The following is a 17,923-nucleotide window of genomic DNA, read 5'->3' as shown; positions in this document are numbered from 1 at the left end:
CGATCCGACAACCGCTCACCCGCAGGCGACTTGACCTGCCCCACCCTCGCCACACCACCATCAACGAGGCAGAGACAGCAAAGTCACCGGCATTGAGTCTAGGGCCTGTCCGGCGGGCCCGGGCGCGCCTACGGCACCCCGTACTCGTCGGGCCGGTTCGTCACGCCGGTCCTTGCGATCGGTTCATCGGAGTGCGGCGTCGAACGGTAGCGGATCTTGGTCCGGGTGGGCGTGGCAATTTCGGCGGGCGGGAGTCACGCGCTCTCCGGGGTGCCGTCGACCACTCTCGCGACCGTGATAAAAATACCGGTATAAGAATTGGATCCAGGGGAGTGGTTCACCATGGTCGAACTCAAGTCGGACGCCGGCCTCGCCGCGATGCGCGAGGCCGGGCGGGTGGTCGCCAACGCGCTGGCCGCGGTGCAGCGGGAGGCGGCGGCGGGCGTCAGCCTGCTGGAGCTGGACGAGGTGGCGCGGGGCGTGCTCGCGGCGGCCGGGGCGACCTCGCCGTTCCTCGGGTACCGCCCGTCCTTCGCGCCGGTGCCGTTCCCCGCCGTGATCTGCGCCTCCGTCAACGACGCGGTGGTGCACGGCATCCCGAACGGCTACCGGCTGCGCGACGGCGACCTGGTGAGCATCGACTGCGGCGCCGTGCTGGACGGCTGGTGCGGCGACTCCGCGGTCAGCTTCACCGTCGGCACCGCCCGCCCGGAGGACACCGCACTGATCGCCGCCACCCGGCGGGCCCTGGAGGCCGGGATCGCCGCCGCCGTGGTCGGCAACCGGATCGGCGACATCGCCCACGCCGTCGGCACGGCCGCCCGGGCCGGACGCTACGGGCTGCTCGACGGCTACGGCGGGCACGGCATCGGCCGCCGGATGCACGAGGACCCGCACGTTCCCAACGAGGGCCGCCCGGGCCGGGGTTACCCGCTGCGCCCGGGCCTGGTGCTGGCCATCGAGCCGATGCTGACGGCCGGCGGCCGCGACGACTACGCCACCGACCCGGACGGCTGGACGCTGCGCACCACCGACGGCAGCCGCGCGGCCCACATCGAGCACACCGTCGCCGTCACCGAGGACGGCCCGAGGATCCTCACCCTGCCGTGACGGACGTTACGCGGTGCCCGTCGCCCGGCCGGAGTAGCGTGCGGGGCATGACCGATCAGGACTTCAGCACGCGGGTCACCGTACGCGGCTACGAGACCGACACCCAGGGGCACCTGAACCAGGCCGTCTACCTGCAGTACGCCGAGCACGCCCGCTGGGAGTACCTCCAGGCGGCCGGGATCCGCCAGTCCGAGCTGCTCGCCAAGGGCGTGGGTCCGGTGGTGCTGGAGACCACGGTGAAGTACCTCCGGGAGCTGCGCGCCGGGGACACGGTGGAGATCAGCTGCGCGTTCAGCTGGCGGGAGGGCAAGACCTTCCGGGTGGTGCAGCGGCTGACCCGCGAGGACGGTGTGCCGGCCGCGGAGATCACCGGGGTGGGCGGCATCCTCGACCTGGCGGCCCGCCGGCTGGTCGCCGACCCGCGCGAGCCGCTCCGCGCCCTCGCCTCGGACCCGGGGCTGCTCGGTCTCTGACCCGGTGCCCCGCGCAGACCCTAGACGCGCTGATACTGCCCGTGCTGCCCGTGCTTCCCCGTCGGCCCGGCGGGCGCGGGAGCCGGGCGGCGGGGGAGGTCGGCGGCCGCGATCAGGGCGGCCAGGCCGGTGGTGACGGGCACGGCGGCGACCAGGCCGATGCTGCCGACCAGGGTGCGGGCGATCTCCTCGGCCACCAGTTCGCTGGTGGCCACCGAGACGACCGTCCGGTGCGCGACGGAGAACAGCAGCAGCAGCGGCAGCGCGGCGCCCGCGTACGCGAGCACCAGGGTGTTGACGGTCGAGGCGATGTGGTCGCGGCCGATCCGCATGCCCGTCCGGTAGAGCCGGCCGGCGCCCATCGTCGGGTCGGCCTCGTGCAGTTCCCAGATCGCCGAGGTCTGGGTGACCGTCACGTCGAAGAGCACGCCGAGCGAGCCGATCACGAACCCGGCCAGCAGCAGGCCGCGGATCTCGATGCCGGGGTAGAGGTCGTGCACCAACCCGGTCTCCTCGGAGGTGTCGCCGGTCAGGTGCGCCCAGGCGGCGAAGACCAGGCTGAGCACCCCGATCAGCACCAGGGACACCAGCGTTCCCAGCACCGCCACCGACGTCCGGGCGGACAGCCCGTGGCACAGGTAGAGGGCGATCAGCATGATCGCGCTGGCGCCGACGATCGCCACCAGCAGAGGGTCCGAACCGCGCAGGATGGCGGGCAGGATGAACAGCGACAGCACGGCGAAGCTGATCGCCAGCGCGAACAGCGCGGCCACCCCCCGCCAGCGCCCGATCACCACCACGACCACGGCGAACAGCCCGGCCAGCACGCCCATCGGCAGGTTCCGGTCCACGTCCGCCACGCTGTACCGGAGGTCCGCCGGGGCGTTCGGGGCGTACGTCAGGACGACCTGCTGGCCGACCTCGTACTGCCGGGGTTCGGCCGGGTGGACGACCACGGTGAAGGTGCGGCCCCGGTCCGGACCGTCGGTGACCTCCACGGTGTCCTGCCGGCAGGTGCCCCGGTCGGCGGGATCGGGGGCGCCGCAGGGCAGTTCCCGGACGGCGGTGACCCGGCCGTGCCGGATCTGCTGGTCGAAGCCGACCCCGGTGTGCTGGTGCCGCGGGACGCCACCCGGCCAGAGCACCACCAGACCGACGGCGACGGCCACCGCGAACGGGATCAGCACGGCCGCGATCACCTTCCGCAGGTGTGCGGAGACCGGCGCGGCCGGCCCGTGGGCGTGCGAGTGCGAGTGCGCGGGCGGGTGCGAGGGCCCCGCGGACCCGCCCGCGCCGCCGTGATCGTGTCCGTCATCCGGTGTCCCGGCTTCCACCCTGACGCCTCCTCGCTTCTCCTGCACAGCATCCGAAATCATCGGCGCCCGACCGGGCGCCATCCCGCAGGGCACGAACCGTGGGCGCGCCGCAACCGGCCACCGGGGGATTGCCCCACCCCCGACCGACCGGCTGCCCGCATGGGCCCAAGTCCACTGCCGCAGCAGACTCTTGGGCATGCCGAACACCATGCGCCGCACCGCCGCCGCCACCGTGGCCGCCGCTCTCGCCGTCACCGCGTTCACCGCCCTGCCCGCCGCGGCGGACCAGGGGCACCCCCGCCGCGACCACCTCGACTGGTCCGCCTGCCAGGGGCAGGTCGACCCCCGCCAGGAGTGCGCCACCGTCACCGTCCCGCTGGACTACAACGACCCGGACGGCCAAGGGATCACGGTCGCCGTCTCCCGGATCGCCACCGCCAAGCCGGGCCAGCGCCGGGGCGTGCTGCTGATCATCCCCGGCGGCCCCGGCGACAACGGTCTGGACCGGCCGAGCGGCGCCGTCGGCCGACTGCCGCAGCAGGTGCTGGACGAGTTCGACCTGGTCGGCTTCGACCCGCGCGGCGTCGGCCGCTCCACCCCGGTCAGTTGCGGCCTGGACCACGCCGACCTGGCCATGGTCAGGCTGCGCCCCTGGCCCGCCGCCGACGGCTCGATCGACGGGAACACCGCCACCGGCCACCGCTTCGCCGACGCCTGCGCCCGCAACGGCGGCCCGGTGCTGCGCAGCCTGTCCACCGCCAACGAGGCCCGCGACATCGACAGCATCCGCCGCGCCCTCGGGGAGCGCCGGCTGTCCGCTTGGGGCACCTCGTACGGCACCTACGCGGGCGCCGTCTACGCCACGATGTTCGCCGGGCACACCGACCGGATCGTGCTGGACAGCAACGACGACCCGGACCCGATCCGGGTCGGCCGCGGCTGGCTGGCCGCCTTCGGCCAGGGTGCGGAGGACCGCTTCCCGGACTTCGCCAAGTGGGCCTCGGCGCCGGGCAATCCGGACCGCGTCGCGGACACTCCCGAGCAGGTGCGCCCGCTGTTCCTGCAGCTCGCCGCCCGCCTGGACGCCGCACCGCTGCCCTGGCCCGGCGCCAACCCGGCCGAGCTGGACGGCAACGGGCTGCGCGAGTCCATGCTGACCAGCCTGTACGCGGACGCCCAGTTCCCCGGGCTGGCCCGGCTGATGCTGGCCGCCCAGGGGCTGCGCCCGCTGCCGGCGCCGCAGGCGGCCCCGGACGAGGTGCTGCAGAACCACATCGCGGCCTCGGCCGGAACCCTCTGCAACGACGTCAGCTGGCCCTCCGACCCGGCGGGCTACGCCAAGGACGTCGCCGCCGACCGGGCCGCCCATCCGCTCACCGCGGGCATGCCGGTGAACGTGATGCCCTGCGCCTTCTGGCCGTTCGCGCCCGCCGAGCCGCCGGTGCGGGTGACCGGCCGCGGCCCGGCGAACGTCCTGTTGGCGCAGAACCTGCGGGACCCGGCCACCCCGTACGGGGGCGCGCTCAAGCTCCGAGCGGCCTTCGGGGACCGCGCCCGGATGGTCACCGTGGACTCCGGCGGCCATGACGTCTACCGTGCCAACGGGAACGCCTGTGGGGACGCGGCGGTGACGGACTTCCTGGTGACGGGCCGTCGCCCGGCCGAGGACGTGTTCTGCCCGGCGAGTCCGGCGGCCCCGGCGGGACCAGCGGCGGGCTGAGCAGGACGGGCACGGAGACGAAGGTCACCCGTGGGCAACCGGCACCCGGAGGCAACCGGCCGTGGACGAACGGCCGTTGCTTCCGCGTGTACCTCCATTCGACCCTCGCACATGAGTCGAACCTGTCGCGATTTTGTGACAATAGTTCGCCAACAGGCCCTCCACGGTGGGGATTCACGGCCGTAGTGTTCGATCTATGTCACCGAAGAGCCGCATACCTGCCCGGGACCCGGGCGACACCTGGGTGCCACGCCCGAGGCGCCGTGAGACCCCGCTCGGAATCCTGCGCCATGCGGCCACCTTCCTCGGCTCCAGCGTGCTGGGCGGCGTCCTGCTGGCGGGCCTGATCCTGCCGGCGGCGGGCGCGGTCGGACTGGGCGCGAAGAGCGGTGCCGAGAGCTTCGAGAGCATCCCCGACGACTTCAAGACCCCGCCGCTCACCCAGGCCACCCAGATCTACGACGCCAAGGGCGGCCTGATCGCCAAGGTCTACGAGCGCGACCGCACCGTCATCACGGCGGACCAGATGTCGCCGCTGATCCGCCGGGCCCAGGTCGACATCGAGGACGCCCGGTTCTACGAGCACGGCGCCGTCGACCTCAAGGGCGTGCTGCGGGCGATCACCAAGAACGCCGAGAGCGGCGCCGCCGTGCAGGGCGCCTCCACCCTGACCCAGCAGTACGTGAAGAACGTCAACGTCGAACTGGCCGGGGACGATCCGGTGGCGGTCCGCGAGGCCCAGCGCAAGACCCTCGGCCGCAAGATCCAGGAACTGCGCTACGCCATCAAGCTGGAGGAGGACCTCCCGAAGGAGCAGATCCTCACCAACTACCTGAACATCACCTTCTACGGTCACCAGGCGTACGGCATCCAGGCCGCCTCCCAGCGCTACTTCGGCAAGGACGCCAAGGACCTCACCCTCCCCGAGGCGGCGACGCTCGCCGGGCTGGTGCAGAACCCGTCGCAGTACGACCCCAAGCTGCACCCGGTGGCCGCCCAGAAGCGCCGGGACACCGTCATCGACAAGATGCTGGAGAACAAGCACATCACCGCCGAGCAGGCCAAGGAGGCCAAGGCCGCCCCGCTCGGCCTCGACTACCGGGACCCGCAGAACGGCTGCATCACCGCCCAGGCCGGCATGGGCTTCTTCTGCGACTACGTGCGGCACGTGGTCAAGCAGGACCCGGCCTTCGGCAAGAGCGCCGCCGAACGCAAGAAGCTGTGGGACACCGGCGGGTTGAACATCTACACCACCCTCGACCCGGACAAGCAGGCCGCCGCCCAGAACGCCGTCTCCACCAAGGTGTACGTCACCGACCCGGTCTCGGCGGCCATGACGATGGTCGAGCCCGGCAGCGGCAAGATCCTCGCGATGGCCCAGACCCGCCCGTACGGCCTGGCCAAGGAGAAGAACCAGACCGTCGTCAACCTCAACGTGGACGCGGCGATGGGCGGCGGCATCGGCTTCCAGCCCGGCTCCAACTTCAAGCCGATCGTGGCCGCCGCCGCCCTGGAGGCCGGGCTGCCGCCCACCCAGCAGTACGACTCGCCGAACCGGATGGACTGGCCGACGATGACGACCTGCGGCGGCACCTGGAAGAACCTCAGCAAGGGCAAGAAGGACGGGGTCATTCCCAACGAGAGCCCGAGCGAGAAGGGCCCGTACGCGCTCAAGCAGGCGATGGCCCTCTCCGTGAACACCTACTTCGTGCAGATGGAGCAGGAGATCGGGCTCTGCGCCGTCAAGCAGATGGCCGACAAGCTGGGCGTGACCGGCAAGGCGAGCGGCGACCCGCTGCAGGAGGTGCCGGCCCTCGGCCTCGGCACCCAGGAGGTCAGCCCGCTGACCATGGCCAACGTCTACGCGACCTTCGCCGCCCGGGGCAGCTACTGCGCGCCGCTGGCGATCAACCGGATCACCACCGTGGACGGCAAGGACGTCCCGGTGCCGCCGGCCCGCTGCAACCAGGTGATGTCCACCGACACCGCGGACGTGATCAACAGCGTGCTGCTCGGGGTGACCGAGAAGGGCGGCACCGCCCGGGACCTCCGGCTGGACGACGACCGCCAGATCGCGGGCAAGACCGGCACCACGGACGAGAAGAAGTCCGCCTGGTTCACCGGCTACACCGGCAACCTGGCCGGCTCGGTCTGGCTCGGCAGTCCGGGCACCAAGGTGCCGATGCGCAACATCCGGATCGGCGGCCAGTACCAGGCCGAGGTGTTCGGGGCGACCGGCCCGGGGCCGATCTGGCAGCAGGCGATGAGCGCCGCCGTCCGGACCATGCCGGAGAAGGACTTCGCCACCGTCTACATCCCGGACCCGGTCAAGCGCGATCCGGGCTGCGGCACCGCCACCGGCTCGCCGGGATCGGCCACCTGCACCGGGTCGCCCACCGCGGGGAACACCGGCCGGCCGCGCGGCACCAACCCGCCGGCCGGCGGTGTGATCGGCGGCGGGTACGGAGCCCCGGCCGGCGGTCCGACCAGCGGTCAGACCTGGGGCCAGACCGGTGGCGCGATCGGCGGTCTGATCGGCCGCTCGGCCCCGTCCACCACTCCGCCGGGCGACCCCGGGGACCAGTGACGGGCCAGTGACCGAGCCCCGCCCGCGGCCCCGCCCGAGTACCCGTGCTCAGGCGGGGCCGCGGCCCGTCGGCGGACGATGGGCGCCGTGCCGCACAGCTTCCTCGGACTGTCGCAACCCCGCGCGAGCCACCGCCGCCCCGCCCTCGGGCTACCGCGCCTCGACCGGCTCGCCGCTGTCCTGGTCGAGGTTGAACACCCGACGGTAGGAGTCGGTGACCACGGTGATCTGGGTCCGCCCGGTCCAACTCGCCTCCAGCAGCCGGGCGTCGTCCGGAGTGCCGCCGACGTCCACCAGCAGCCAGCGCCGGGCCGACCAGCCCTGGCCGCTCTCCAGCAGCACCTGCCAGTGCTCACCGGCCTGCGGCCCGGAGGCGTACGAGCGGTGCACCACCACCAGGGAGCGCTCCGCGCCGGCCGGGGCCTCCTCCCGGCTGCGGGTCTCGGCCGCCGACACCTTGTGGGCGGCCAGCACGCCGAGCAGGAACACCACCCCGGCGGTCACCGTTACGGCCCGGGTGGCGGCCCGTACGGCGGTGCGGCGGTCGCTCAGCCAGGCGGCCGCGATCAGCGCGGCCAGCGCGCCGCCGAGCAGCAGCTCCGGCCGGTTCAGGAGGTCGGCGACCAGCATCAGACCGCCCGAGCGGCTCTCCCACTGGCCCTCGGTGTACAGCAGGACGGCCGCCGCCCCGGTGGCCAGCAGCACCCGGATCAGGGTGCGCCGGGCCCGCCGCGGCCGGTTGTGCGCTCGCTCGTTCATCGTCCCCCCGGTCATCCGGTCACAGCTCTGCAAGGAGCTTCCTGCCCTCCGGCCAGTCGCCCAGTCCGGAGTCCGAGTTGAGGTGCCCGTACGCGCCCGGCTCGACGTGGCGGGCGCCCCAGGCCCGGGCGAACTCCCGGGCCCGCTCGGGGCTCACCCACGGGTCGTCGGTGGAGGAGACCACCACGGTGGGGAACGGGAAGCGCTCCAGCGCCACCGGCCGGAAGCCCAGCAGCTCCGGCACCTCGGCGGTGTCGACGTCGGCCGGGGCGACCAGCAGCGCGCCCCGCACGGCCGCCGTCCGTCCGGCCGGGGCCCCGGCCGCCCAGCGGGCCGCCGTGACGCAGCCCAGGCTGTGCGCGACCAGCACCACCGGCCCCGCGGCGGCGGCCGCGGCCACCGCCGCGTCCACCCGGGCCACCCAGTCCCGCTGCTCGGGGTGGTCCCAGTCGGCCTGTTCGACCCGTCGGAAGGCCTCCGGCTCGGCGGCCTCCCAACGGGTCTGCCAGTGCGCGGGGCCCGAGTTCTGGTAGCCGGGAAGGACGAGGTAGGTGGTGCGGGCGGGCATGGGCTCCTCCGGAGCGGGTCGGACCGGCCGGTGCCGAGGCAGCGGTGGGGCAGTGGCGCGGCGGTTCGGCCGCGTTCGGTGGACGGGTCGTGGACGGTCGGTGGGCAGCACGAGAGTCTAGGCCTCGGGCACGAGGGCTTCGCAGCCGGGCGCCGCACCCCGCACCGGGCCCAGCGCGCACGGATCCCGACCGGCGCGCGATCCGGATCGCGCGCTGCCGTACGCCCGGTGCGCCCTGTTGCCAACGGTGCGGCCGGTACGGGAGGTTGGACCGGGCCCGGGGCTCGGCCGCCACCGCCCCGGGCCCGCCGCCAGGACCGCCCATCGATCACGTGGAGGGATGTCGGGGATGACATCGAAGATCCTGCTCGTCACCGGGGACGCCGCCGAATCGCTGGAGGTGTTCTACCCGTACCAGCGGTTGCGCGAGGAGGGCTACCAGGTCGACATCGCCGCCCCGACCAAGAAGCGCCTGCAGTTCGTGGTGCACGACTTCGTGGACGGCTACGACACGTACACGGAGAAGCCCGGCTACACCTGGCCCGCCGACATCGCCCTGGCCGACGTCGACCCGGCCGACTACGTGGCCCTGGTCATCCCCGGCGGCCGCGCCCCCGAGTACCTGCGCAACGACCCGGACGTCCAGCGGATCGCCCGGCACTTCTTCGCCGGGGACAAGCCGGTCGCGCAGATCTGCCACGGCCCGCTGATCACCGCCGCCGCCGGAGTCCTCGACGGCCGCCGCACCTCCGCCTACCCCGCGCTCGCCCCCGACATCAAGGCGGCCGGCGCCGAGTTCGTGGACGGCGAGGCGGTGGTGGACGGCGTGGTGGTCTCGGCCCGCGCCTGGCCCGACCACCCGGCGTGGCTGCGGGCGTTCATCGAGGTGCTGCGCGGCAAGGCCCCGCTGGCCTGACGTGAGCCGGCCTGCCCGGCCTGCCCAACCGGCCCGGCGGTGACCCGGCCCCGGCGGTGACCCCGAGGCCTCTCGGGGGCACCGCCCTCCCTGAGGGTGACGCCGGCCGCCGGCCGTGCTGCCAAAGTGTCAACAGCCGTGCACAGCACGGACGTTGATCACCTCGCAAGGCCAGGGAGGATGGCATGACCGCCACCGACCGCACCGCCCGGAGCCGCAGGCCCGCCCGGCGCGCCGCCGTCGTCACCGCCGTCGGCGCGGGCCTGCTGGCCATGCTCGCCACACTCGCCCCGGCCGCCCTCGCCGCGCCCGCCGACCGCTCCTCGTCGGCCGGCTGCCACGGCTCCGTCCACCGCACCGCCGCCGACGGCGCCGACCGGACGAGCAGCGCCGAGGGCCGGGCCGAGTGGTCGGCCGCCGACGCTGCCCTGGGCGGCCTGACCGGCCCCGGCTACGCCACCTCCGCCCTCGGCGCCGTCCGGGAGGACGGCCGGCTGGTCTGGCGCAACGCCACCGGCGTCGCCGCCCTCGGCGGCCTGCCCGCCGACCCCGAGGGCCGCTTCCGGATCGGCAGCGCCACCAAGACCTTCGTCGCCACCACCCTGCTCCAACTGGTCGGCGAGCGGCGGCTGGGCCTCGACGACAGGCTGGAGTGCCTGCTGCCGGGAATCGTCCCGAACAGCACCGCGATCACCGTCCGTCAGCTGCTGAACCACACCAGCGGCGTCGCCGACTACACCCAGGACCCGGCCTTCGAGCCCACCGCTCCGGACTGGCAGGCCGCCGGCCGCTTCCGGCCGTACTCCCTCCGGGAGCTGGTGGACATCGCCGACACGTACCCGCCGGCCTTCCCGCCGGGCCAGGGCTGGGGGTACTCCAACACCAACTACGTCCTGATCGGGATGGTCATCGAGAGGCTCACCGGCCGCAGCTGGCAGGAGGAGGTCACCCGCCGGATCATCCGCCCGCTGCACCTCACCGGCACCTCGATGCCCGGCAACTCGCCCTTCGTTCCGGGCTCGCACGCCCACGGCTACCTCAGGACGGCCGACGGCCCGGTGGACGTCACCCTGCTCGACCCCTCGATGGCGGGCTCCGCTGGCGCGGGCATCTCCACCACCGCCGACCTCACCGCGTTCCTGGCCGCCCTGCTCGGCGGCCGGCTGCTACCCGCGGCCGAACTCGCCGAGATGCAGCGGACCGGTCCCTCCGGCGGCGGGCAGTCCTACGGCCTCGGCCTCCAGCGCGTGGACACCCCGTGCGGCACCTACTGGGGCCACTCCGGCGGCATCCCCGGCTACACCACCCTGATGCTCGGATCGGCGGACGGCAAGCGCCAGTTCGCCTCGGACGTCACGGTCTACGACGTCCGGAACTCGGGCGCCGCCCGCGCCGCCTTCAACCGGCTGACCGTCACCGCCCTGTGCGGCCCGCAGGCCGCGACCACCGCGACCGCCCTGCCCGACCTCGCCCACCTCGCGCCCTGACCGGCCGCCTACGCTGACCGGCGGCAGTGCAGCCGATCACCAACAGGAGGACGAGCCATGGCAGAACCGCTGATCGCCACCGTCGGGGGCAGGGCGCCGGACGTCGACCCGGGTGCCTTCCTCGCCCCGAACGCCGTCGTGGTGGGGGACGTCACCGTCGCCGCCGGCGCGAGCGTCTGGTACGGGGCGGTGTTGCGCGGCGACGCCGAGTCGATCGCCGTCGGCGCGGGCAGCAACATCCAGGACAACTGCACCCTGCACGCCGACCCCGGCTTCCCGCTGGTGGTCGGCGAGCGGGTCTCGGTCGGCCACAACGCGGTGCTGCACGGCTGCACCGTCGAGGACGACGCCCTGGTCGGGATGAACGCCACCGTCCTCAACGGTGCCCGGATCGGGGCCGGCTCGCTGGTCGCGGCGGGCGCGGTGGTCACCCAGGGCACGGACGTGCCGCCCGGTTCGCTGGTCGCGGGCGTCCCGGCGAAGGTCCGCCGGGAGCTGACCGAGGAGGAGCGGGCCGGCATCAAGGCCAACGGCGAGGGCTACCTGCTGCTCGCCGAGGCGCACCGCCGGACCTGACCTGTCACCCGTCGCCCGCCCGCCCGCCGGACCTGACCCGCCGCCCGCCGGACCTGACCCGCCGCCCGGCCTAGAGCCGGTCGTAGACGGCGGACAGCCGGCGCAGCACCTCGGCGGCCCGGTCGAGGGCGTCCTCGTCGTAGTCCTCCAGGTCGGTGTGCAGGGCCTCGGCCAGCGCCTGCTGGCGCTGCCGGTGGCGGTCGCGGCCGGCGTCGGTGAGGGAGACCAGGACGGAGCGCTTGTCCTCGGGCGGGCGGGTGCGGGTGACGTAGCCGGCGCTGACCAGGCCGTTCACCAGCTGGGTGGTGGCGGCGCCGGTGGTCTCGGTGCCGGCGGCGAGCTGGGTGATGGTGAGCGGCCCCTGGTCGGCCAGGGTGCGCAGGGCCCGGGCGTGGGTGAGGGAGAGGGCTCCGGGGGTGCGGGTGGCGCGTCCGCGCAGCCGGGAGTCGGCGGCGCTGAGGCGGTAGGCGGCGCGGGCCAGGCGGTCGAGGGCCTGGGCGCGCCCGGGGGTGGGCGGCGGTTCGGTCATGGGGGCGTCCTCCTTCGGCAGTTGACAACAGCCTAACCTCAGTACTTAATGAATAAGTACTTAGTCGCTAAGTACTTATCTATCTCTCGCACCCATCCCGTTCCGGGAGGAGACCGTCATGACCACTCGTTCGACCGGCCAGAACTGGGCCCTGGACATCGCCCTCGCACAGGGCGGCTTCGACGCGCTGCACCCCGAGGCCGTCGGGACCATGGAGCAGCTCGGCCACGACCACACCGACTTCGCGAAGGTCTTCGCGCTGGTCCGGAGCGGTGCCATGCTGCCCAAGGCCTGGGCCACGGTGGCCGGCCAGGCCGAGCAGCGCGCCGCCCACCACGAGCGCGCGGGCTTCGCCCAGACCGCCGCCGACCTCTACCTGCGGGCCGCCGTGATGTGGGGCCGGGCGCAGTACTCGATCTTCGACGCCGCCGACCCGCGCAAGACGGCCATGCGGGCCCACGCCAACCACTGCGTGGAGCGCCTGGGCGCACTGCGCGACGGCCGGGTCCGCCGGGTGGAGCTGGACTTCGAGGGCTCGCGGATCTTCGCCCTGCTGCACCTGCCGGCCGGCCGGGTCGAGAACGCGCCCGCCGTCATCCTCGGCCCGGGGATGGACATGATCAAGGAGGACTACATCTGGGCCGCCGAGCGCTACTACACCGCGCGCGGGATGGTCGCGCTGTCCATCGAGGGCCCCGGCCAGGGCGAGAGCCGGGCCGGCGGACTGACCGTCGACCTCGGCAACTACGAGCGGGCGATCGGCCGCTACCTCGACCACCTGGCCGCGCTCCCGGAGGTCGACGCCGAGCGGATCGGCATGTTCGGCATCTCGATGAGCGGCTACTGGGGCTCCCGGGCGGCCGCCACCGACGGCCGGCTGCGCGCCCTCGCCGCCTTCGAGGCCGTCACCGGGGACTTCGCGACCATCTTCGAACGCGCCCAGCCGACCTTCAAGAACAACTACATGTACATGGCCGGATACACCGACGAGGAGGCCTTCGACCGCGACCTGGCGCACCGGATGCCGCTGGGCGACCTGGTCGCCGACATCACCTGCCCGGTGCTGTACGGCATCGGCGAGTTCGACGAGCTGACCGACCTCGGCCAGGCCCTGGAGAGCTTCGAGCGCGTCCGGGCGCCGAAGGAGCTGCGGGTCTACGAGGACGAGTTCCACCCGCTGGGCGGGGTGGCCGCCGAGGCCTTCCGGTTCGGCGCGGAGTGGCTGGAGCGCGCCCTCGGCGGTGACTTCGCCGACCCCGGCCGCGACGTGCGCCACTACGTCCACCGCGACGGCCGCACCACCGACGGCACCGCCGACCCGACCTGGTGGCTGGGCGCCGCCCCGGCCGCGCTCGCCGAACTGCGCCGCGGCTAGGCGTCGGAGCCAGGAAGCCGGGGTCAGGACGTCGGGGTCCGGACCCAGGGGTCAGGGCACCGAGGCTAGGACGCCGGGGCCAGCGGCACGCCCGTCCGGTCCGCCGCCGGCTCCACCGGCGCCGGGACGGGCGGGCGCCGGTCGGCCGTCCAGGCCAGCAGGGCGACCACCGCGCCGGCGGCGGCCAGGCCCGCACCCACCAGGGTGGGGGAGGTCCAGCCGAGCCCGGCGTCCAGCGCCAGCCCGCCGAAGTACGCCCCCTGGGCGTTGGCCAGGTTGAAGGCCCCCTGCACGGTGGCCGAGGCCAGGGTGGGCGCGCTGCGCGCCTTCCGCAGCACCAGGGTCTGCACCGCGGGGACGATCGCGAAGCCGAACAGTCCGATCAGCACCACCGTGACGGCCGCCGACCAGCGGGCGTGCGCGGTCACCGCGAACAGCGCCAGCGTCGCGGAGAGCAGCAGGAAGGACCCGCAGACGGTCGGGCGCAGCGCCCGGTCGGCGGCGAACCCGCCGAGCACGTTGCCGATCGTCATCCCCACCCCGAACAGCGCCAGCACCCCGGTCACCGAGCCGCTCGCGTACCCGGAGACCTCGGTGAGCAGCGGCGCGATGTAGCTGTAGCAGGCGAACATGCCGCCGCAGCCGACCACCACGGTGGCCAGCGCCAGCCACAGCTGCCCGCTGCGGAAGGCCCGCAGCTCGTGCCGGAGTCCGGACTGGCCGGGGGTGGGGAGGGCGGGCACCAGCCGGGCGATGGCGAGCGTCCCGGCGGCGGCGATCAGCACCACCACCAGCATGGTCGCCCGCCAGCCCAGGTGTTGGCCGAGCAGAGTGGCGGCCGGGACGCCGACGATGTTGGCGACGGTCAGTCCGGAGAACATCACGGCCACCGCCCGGGCCCGCCGCTGCGGGGCCACCAGCTCCGCGGCGGCCACCGCCCCGGCGCCGAAGAAGGCGCCGTGCGGCAGTCCGGTGATCAGCCGGGCGGCGGCCAGCGTCCAGAAGTCCGGTGCCAGCGCGCACAGCAGGTTGCCGGTCGCGAACAGCCCGGCCAGTGCCACCAGCACCGTCTTGCGGGGCTTCCCGGCAGCGAGCGCGGTGAGCAGCGGGGCGCCGATCACCACCCCCAGGGCGTATGCGGAGATCAGCCAGCCCGCCTGCGGGATGGAGACGTGCAGACTGCCGGCGACCTGGGGGAGCAGCCCCATGGCGGCGAATTCGGTGGTGCCGATGGCGAAAGCGGTGACGGCCAGCGCGAACAGCGCGAGAGGCAAGGGGGTGACTCCGGGGTGATGCCCGCGCCCGGGAGGCGCGCGGCGGGGTGATTCGTTCGTCGGGAATCCTAATCCGGTCGGATGACGCCCCCATGAGGACCGTGTGACGAAACGGGGTCCCGCGCGGGAAGGGGCTCGCCTCGTCGGCCGCAGCGCGCGAGACTGGGGTCATGTGCCGCAACATCAAGACGCTGCGACCGCCCGTGACGCCGGACGCCGACGAGGAGGACTTCCACGCCGCCGCACTGCAGTACGTCCGCAAGGTGTCCGGCTTCCGCGCCCCGGCGGCGCACAACCGCGAGGCCTTCGACCGGGCGGTGGACGCGGTCGCCGAGGCCACCGCCCGGCTGCTCGACGAACTGGAGGTCCGCGGCTCGCACGCCCGGGCCGCCGAAGCCTCGGCCTAGGAGCCGAGGCCGCGGCCTGGAGGAAGTCACGCCCTGGGACACGTGCCGTCGAGGAACAGGAGCTGGTGATGGACCCCGCCGACCGTTACGCCCTCACCTTCCCCGGAACCCCTGGTACCCAGGCCCCGCAGGACGTGGTGGTGGTCACCCGGACCAGCGCCAAGGGCCCGGGGGGGCACCCCGTGTACGAGGACCCCAGCGGGATCGTCCGGGCCGAGATCAGCGACGCGGGCGAGGTCCGGATGCTCGCCAGCGGCGGCCACCAGAGCCCGCACCTGCCGGTTGCCGCCCACCCGCTGCCGTGAGGCCGCCAAGGCCGTGGCGGAGAGGCCGCGACCAGGCTGCCGTACGGCGCCCGGATTCCCCCCCCGAAGCACCGGCGGCGGTCCAGTCGGTGGGGCACAATCGCCTCATGACCACAGCGAGTTGGCAGGGGACGGTCGTCGCCGAGAGCGCGGACACCGTCGTCGTCGAGGGCAACCACTACTTCCCGGCCGAGTCGGTCCGGACCGAGTTCCTGCGGCCCTCCGGCACCACCACGGTGTGCGGCTGGAAGGGCACCGCCGGCTACTACACCCTGGAGGTGGCCGGGCAGACCAACCCGGACGCCGCCTGGTACTACCCGGACCCGAAGCCCGAGGCCGAGCACGTGCGGGGTCGGGTGGCCTTCTGGCGGGGCGTGGAGATCACCGAGTAGCGCCGCCCGGCCCGTCTGGCCGGTCGCGGCCGGCCAGACGCCGACGGCCGGGCGAGCCACCGCGACCCGTCGGCTCGGGCGGGTTCAGCCGCCGAGGGCCGCGGGCGGGGCGACGGCCCCGTGTCCCGTCTTGACGCCGTTCACCATCGTCTGGTGGATGGCCCGCGCAGTGCTCTCGTCCGCGGCGGCCACCGGACTGCCGGAGACGGTGTACCAGTCCAGCGCGCCCGTGTACTGGACGGTCAGGCGGGCCTCGCCGTCCACCCACGTGGTGTGCACGGTGAGGTCGCCGGAGATCGGGCCGACTTCGGTGGTGGTGACCCCGCCGGGGCCGCTGATGATGGACTGGGTGGTCCAGGTCGCCCACGAGGTGCGCGGGTCCGTGGGCGGCTGGGCCTGCCAGTCGGTTTGATCGTGTTCGGTCATGCGCCTATCCTCCCCCGCCGGTGAGCCGCCGCCCGGGCAGCGACACCTGCGGTCGCAAGGACCGCCCGGTTCCGCCGGGCGGTCGGATCGGTGTGGCGGGACGGTCAGCTGTCGGCGTCGGGCTCGTCCAGCATGGAGTCGCCCTCGGCCTGGGAGGTGTCCTGGGCGTGCAGGTTCTGCATCGAGGTGATGCCCTCCTCCGGATCCGCGGCGCGGACCTCCTCCTCGCGGTCGGTGCTCACCTCGGAGCGATCGCTCATGTCGGTCATCGCGGGCTCCCGTCTCCTGGGCCGGTCCCGGCGCGCCCCTCACCGCGGGCGCGGCCGGGCCGGGGCCGTCCTTCGCCCTTCAAGCCTGCCCCCGCCCCGGCTCCGGGGCCAGCCGGGTGACCCCCGCCCGCCCGGTCCCGCCCGCGCCCGCCCGGTCCCGCCCGGTCCCGGGCCAGGGGCCGGGTCACCAGGCCACGGGCAGCGACCGCATCCCATAGATGAACGACTCGGTACGGAACTCGCGCTCGCCGGTCAGCTGCAGCCCCGGCAGTCGGCGGAACAGCGTCTCCAGGGCGATCTGGAGCTCGGCGCGGGCCAGTGGCTGCCCCAGGCACTGGTGCACGCCGAAGCCGAAGGCCAGGTGCCGCCGGGCGTCCCGGTCCAGGTCCAGTTCGTCCGTCGACCGGTGCCCGGCGCCGCCGAACACCGCCTCGTCCCGGTTGGCCGTGGACAGCATCGCGATCACGCCCTCCCCGGCCCGGACCGTCACCCCGCCCAGCTCGACGTCCTCCAGCGCCACCCGGGGCAGCCCGGTGTGCACGATGGTCAGCAGGCGCAGCAGCTCCTCCACCGCGCCGGGCAGCGCGGCCGGGTCGGCCAGCCTGGTGATCTGCTCCGGCTGCTCCAGCAGCAGCGCGGTCGACAGCGCGATCATGTTCGCGGTCGTCTCGTGCCCGGCGATCAGCAGCAGCACGCCCGTGCTGGCCACGTCGTCCGGGGTCAGGTCGTCCCGCACCGCGAGCCGACTCAGGACGTCGTCCTCCGGCTGCGCGCGCTTGCGGGCCGTCAGGTCACGCAGGTAGTCCAGGACCTCGTCCTGGGCCACCCGGAGCTCCTCCAGGGTGCTCTCCTGGCTGAGCAGCGTGCGGCTCAGCCCCTGGAAGCGGTCGCGGTCCTCGTACGGCACGCCGAGCAGCGAGCAGATCACCAGCGAGGGCACCGGCAGCGCGAACTCGGTGACCAGGTCGGCCGTGGTCCGGCCCGCGGTCATCCGGTCCAGTGCCTCGTCCACGATCCGCTGGATCTCCGGGCGCAGCGCCTCCACCCGCTTGACCAGGAAGTCCCCGGTGACCATGCGGCGCTGGCGGGCGTGCTCGGGGTCGTCGAGCCGCAGGAAGGTCGGGTTGTCGGTGACCAGCTTCTCGCGGGCGCCGGCGACCAGCAGCGGGAAGGCCGGGTGGCGCACGTCGGCGCTGAACCGGCGGTCGGACAGCACGGTGCGGACCTCGGCGTAGCCGGTGACCAGCCAGCAGGGGTCGCCGTCGGGCAGCTCGGCCCTGGTCATCGGCGCGGTGGCGGCGGCCTCGGTGTACGCGGGCGGCGGGCCGAACGGGCAGCCGCTGGAGTGCGGGGCCGGCAGCAGCGGGACGGCGGGGGCGGTGGGTACGGCGGTCACGGCGGGGTTCTCCTCATGTCGCGGGTGTCCTCGTGGGG

Annotated in this window: 19 protein-coding genes; 11 read left to right on the top strand and 8 right to left on the bottom strand. The window is 74.0% G+C overall.

Annotated features, from left to right (window positions below; translation table 11 throughout):
• Positions 1-342 precede the first annotated feature (342 nt).
• On the top strand, positions 343-1,110 hold the full coding sequence (map, locus tag ACZ7BZ_RS25990) for a type I methionyl aminopeptidase (RefSeq protein WP_380458803.1): 768 nt from the start codon (positions 343-345) through the stop codon (positions 1,108-1,110).
• A gap of 47 nt (positions 1,111-1,157) precedes the next feature.
• Entirely contained in the window at positions 1,158-1,583 is a 426-nt protein-coding gene (locus ACZ7BZ_RS25985; RefSeq protein ID WP_470360390.1) for an acyl-CoA thioesterase, read from the top strand.
• 20 nt (positions 1,584-1,603) lie between these two features.
• On the opposite strand, the gene ACZ7BZ_RS25980 is transcribed toward ACZ7BZ_RS25985, so the two are convergent.
• Positions 1,604-2,959: a YibE/F family protein gene (locus ACZ7BZ_RS25980; protein ID WP_470360389.1), complete on the bottom strand. Its 1,356-nt coding sequence runs from the start codon at positions 2,957-2,959 to the stop codon at positions 1,604-1,606.
• 136 nt (positions 2,960-3,095) lie between these two features.
• Here ACZ7BZ_RS25980 and ACZ7BZ_RS25975 point away from each other — a divergent pair, with 136 nt between their 5' ends.
• Both ACZ7BZ_RS25975 and ACZ7BZ_RS25970 read left to right on the top strand, forming a co-directional pair.
• Entirely contained in the window at positions 3,096-4,619 is a 1,524-nt protein-coding gene (locus tag ACZ7BZ_RS25975; RefSeq protein WP_470360388.1) for an alpha/beta hydrolase, read from the top strand.
• A 196-nt stretch (positions 4,620-4,815) separates the two neighbouring features.
• Complete coding sequence (locus ACZ7BZ_RS25970; RefSeq protein WP_470360387.1) at positions 4,816-7,206, top strand: transglycosylase domain-containing protein; 2,391 nt, start codon at positions 4,816-4,818, stop codon at positions 7,204-7,206.
• 150 nt (positions 7,207-7,356) lie between these two features.
• Here the strand turns inward: ACZ7BZ_RS25970 and ACZ7BZ_RS25965 are convergent, their stop codons facing one another.
• Together ACZ7BZ_RS25965 and ACZ7BZ_RS25960 are read right to left on the bottom strand one after the other, a co-directional pair.
• Entirely contained in the window at positions 7,357-7,965 is a 609-nt protein-coding gene (locus ACZ7BZ_RS25965) for a hypothetical protein (RefSeq protein ID WP_380458793.1), read from the bottom strand.
• Between the two features lie 19 nt (positions 7,966-7,984).
• The gene (locus tag ACZ7BZ_RS25960) at positions 7,985-8,533 is read right to left on the bottom strand and encodes an RBBP9/YdeN family alpha/beta hydrolase (protein WP_470360386.1); all 549 of its coding nucleotides are present in this window, start codon (positions 8,531-8,533) and stop codon (positions 7,985-7,987) included.
• Positions 8,534-8,882: 349 nt separating this feature from the next.
• Between ACZ7BZ_RS25960 and ACZ7BZ_RS25955 the strand changes: the two genes are divergently transcribed.
• From ACZ7BZ_RS25955 to ACZ7BZ_RS25945, 3 genes are all read left to right on the top strand, one after another.
• Positions 8,883-9,449, top strand: coding sequence for a DJ-1/PfpI family protein (locus tag ACZ7BZ_RS25955; RefSeq protein ID WP_470360385.1), 567 nt, complete (start codon positions 8,883-8,885; stop codon positions 9,447-9,449).
• A 185-nt stretch (positions 9,450-9,634) separates the two neighbouring features.
• Positions 9,635-10,936, top strand: a complete 1,302-nt coding sequence (locus ACZ7BZ_RS25950) for a serine hydrolase domain-containing protein (protein WP_470360384.1) — start codon at positions 9,635-9,637, stop codon at positions 10,934-10,936.
• Positions 10,937-10,993: 57 nt separating this feature from the next.
• On the top strand, positions 10,994-11,512 hold the full coding sequence (locus ACZ7BZ_RS25945; RefSeq protein ID WP_470360383.1) for a gamma carbonic anhydrase family protein: 519 nt from the start codon (positions 10,994-10,996) through the stop codon (positions 11,510-11,512).
• A 70-nt stretch (positions 11,513-11,582) separates the two neighbouring features.
• On the opposite strand, the gene ACZ7BZ_RS25940 is transcribed toward ACZ7BZ_RS25945, so the two are convergent.
• Entirely contained in the window at positions 11,583-12,041 is a 459-nt protein-coding gene (locus ACZ7BZ_RS25940) for a MarR family winged helix-turn-helix transcriptional regulator (protein ID WP_470360382.1), read from the bottom strand.
• 118 nt (positions 12,042-12,159) lie between these two features.
• Here ACZ7BZ_RS25940 and ACZ7BZ_RS25935 point away from each other — a divergent pair, with 118 nt between their 5' ends.
• A complete protein-coding gene (locus ACZ7BZ_RS25935; RefSeq protein ID WP_470360381.1) occupies positions 12,160-13,416 on the top strand; it encodes an alpha/beta hydrolase in 1,257 nt (418 codons plus the stop codon).
• 65 nt (positions 13,417-13,481) lie between these two features.
• Here the strand turns inward: ACZ7BZ_RS25935 and ACZ7BZ_RS25930 are convergent, their stop codons facing one another.
• The gene (locus tag ACZ7BZ_RS25930; RefSeq protein WP_470360380.1) at positions 13,482-14,690 is read right to left on the bottom strand and encodes an MFS transporter; all 1,209 of its coding nucleotides are present in this window, start codon (positions 14,688-14,690) and stop codon (positions 13,482-13,484) included.
• Between the two features lie 170 nt (positions 14,691-14,860).
• Here ACZ7BZ_RS25930 and ACZ7BZ_RS25925 point away from each other — a divergent pair, with 170 nt between their 5' ends.
• The 3 genes from ACZ7BZ_RS25925 (at position 14,861) to ACZ7BZ_RS25915 (ending at position 15,794) form a co-directional block, all read left to right on the top strand.
• A complete protein-coding gene (locus tag ACZ7BZ_RS25925; RefSeq protein WP_380458777.1) occupies positions 14,861-15,097 on the top strand; it encodes a DUF2277 domain-containing protein in 237 nt (78 codons plus the stop codon).
• Between the two features lie 68 nt (positions 15,098-15,165).
• The gene (locus ACZ7BZ_RS25920) at positions 15,166-15,402 is read left to right on the top strand and encodes a DUF6296 family protein (protein WP_470360379.1); all 237 of its coding nucleotides are present in this window, start codon (positions 15,166-15,168) and stop codon (positions 15,400-15,402) included.
• A gap of 107 nt (positions 15,403-15,509) precedes the next feature.
• Positions 15,510-15,794: a DUF427 domain-containing protein gene (locus ACZ7BZ_RS25915; protein ID WP_380458773.1), complete on the top strand. Its 285-nt coding sequence runs from the start codon at positions 15,510-15,512 to the stop codon at positions 15,792-15,794.
• Between the two features lie 84 nt (positions 15,795-15,878).
• Here the strand turns inward: ACZ7BZ_RS25915 and ACZ7BZ_RS25910 are convergent, their stop codons facing one another.
• The 3 genes from ACZ7BZ_RS25910 to ACZ7BZ_RS25900 form a co-directional block, all read right to left on the bottom strand.
• Positions 15,879-16,220, bottom strand: coding sequence for a hypothetical protein (locus tag ACZ7BZ_RS25910; RefSeq protein ID WP_470360378.1), 342 nt, complete (start codon positions 16,218-16,220; stop codon positions 15,879-15,881).
• A 104-nt stretch (positions 16,221-16,324) separates the two neighbouring features.
• Complete coding sequence (locus tag ACZ7BZ_RS25905) at positions 16,325-16,489, bottom strand: hypothetical protein (protein ID WP_470360377.1); 165 nt, start codon at positions 16,487-16,489, stop codon at positions 16,325-16,327.
• A 184-nt stretch (positions 16,490-16,673) separates the two neighbouring features.
• Positions 16,674-17,885 (bottom strand): cytochrome P450, encoded by a 1,212-nt coding sequence (locus tag ACZ7BZ_RS25900; protein WP_470360376.1) that lies wholly within the window; start codon positions 17,883-17,885, stop codon positions 16,674-16,676.
• Positions 17,886-17,923: the final 38 nt, after the last annotated feature.

This window comes from Kitasatospora sp. NPDC036934, assembly GCF_055608425.1.
The sequence above is the reverse complement of the archived record's forward strand: the minus strand, read 5'-3'. Positions and strand labels throughout refer to the sequence as shown.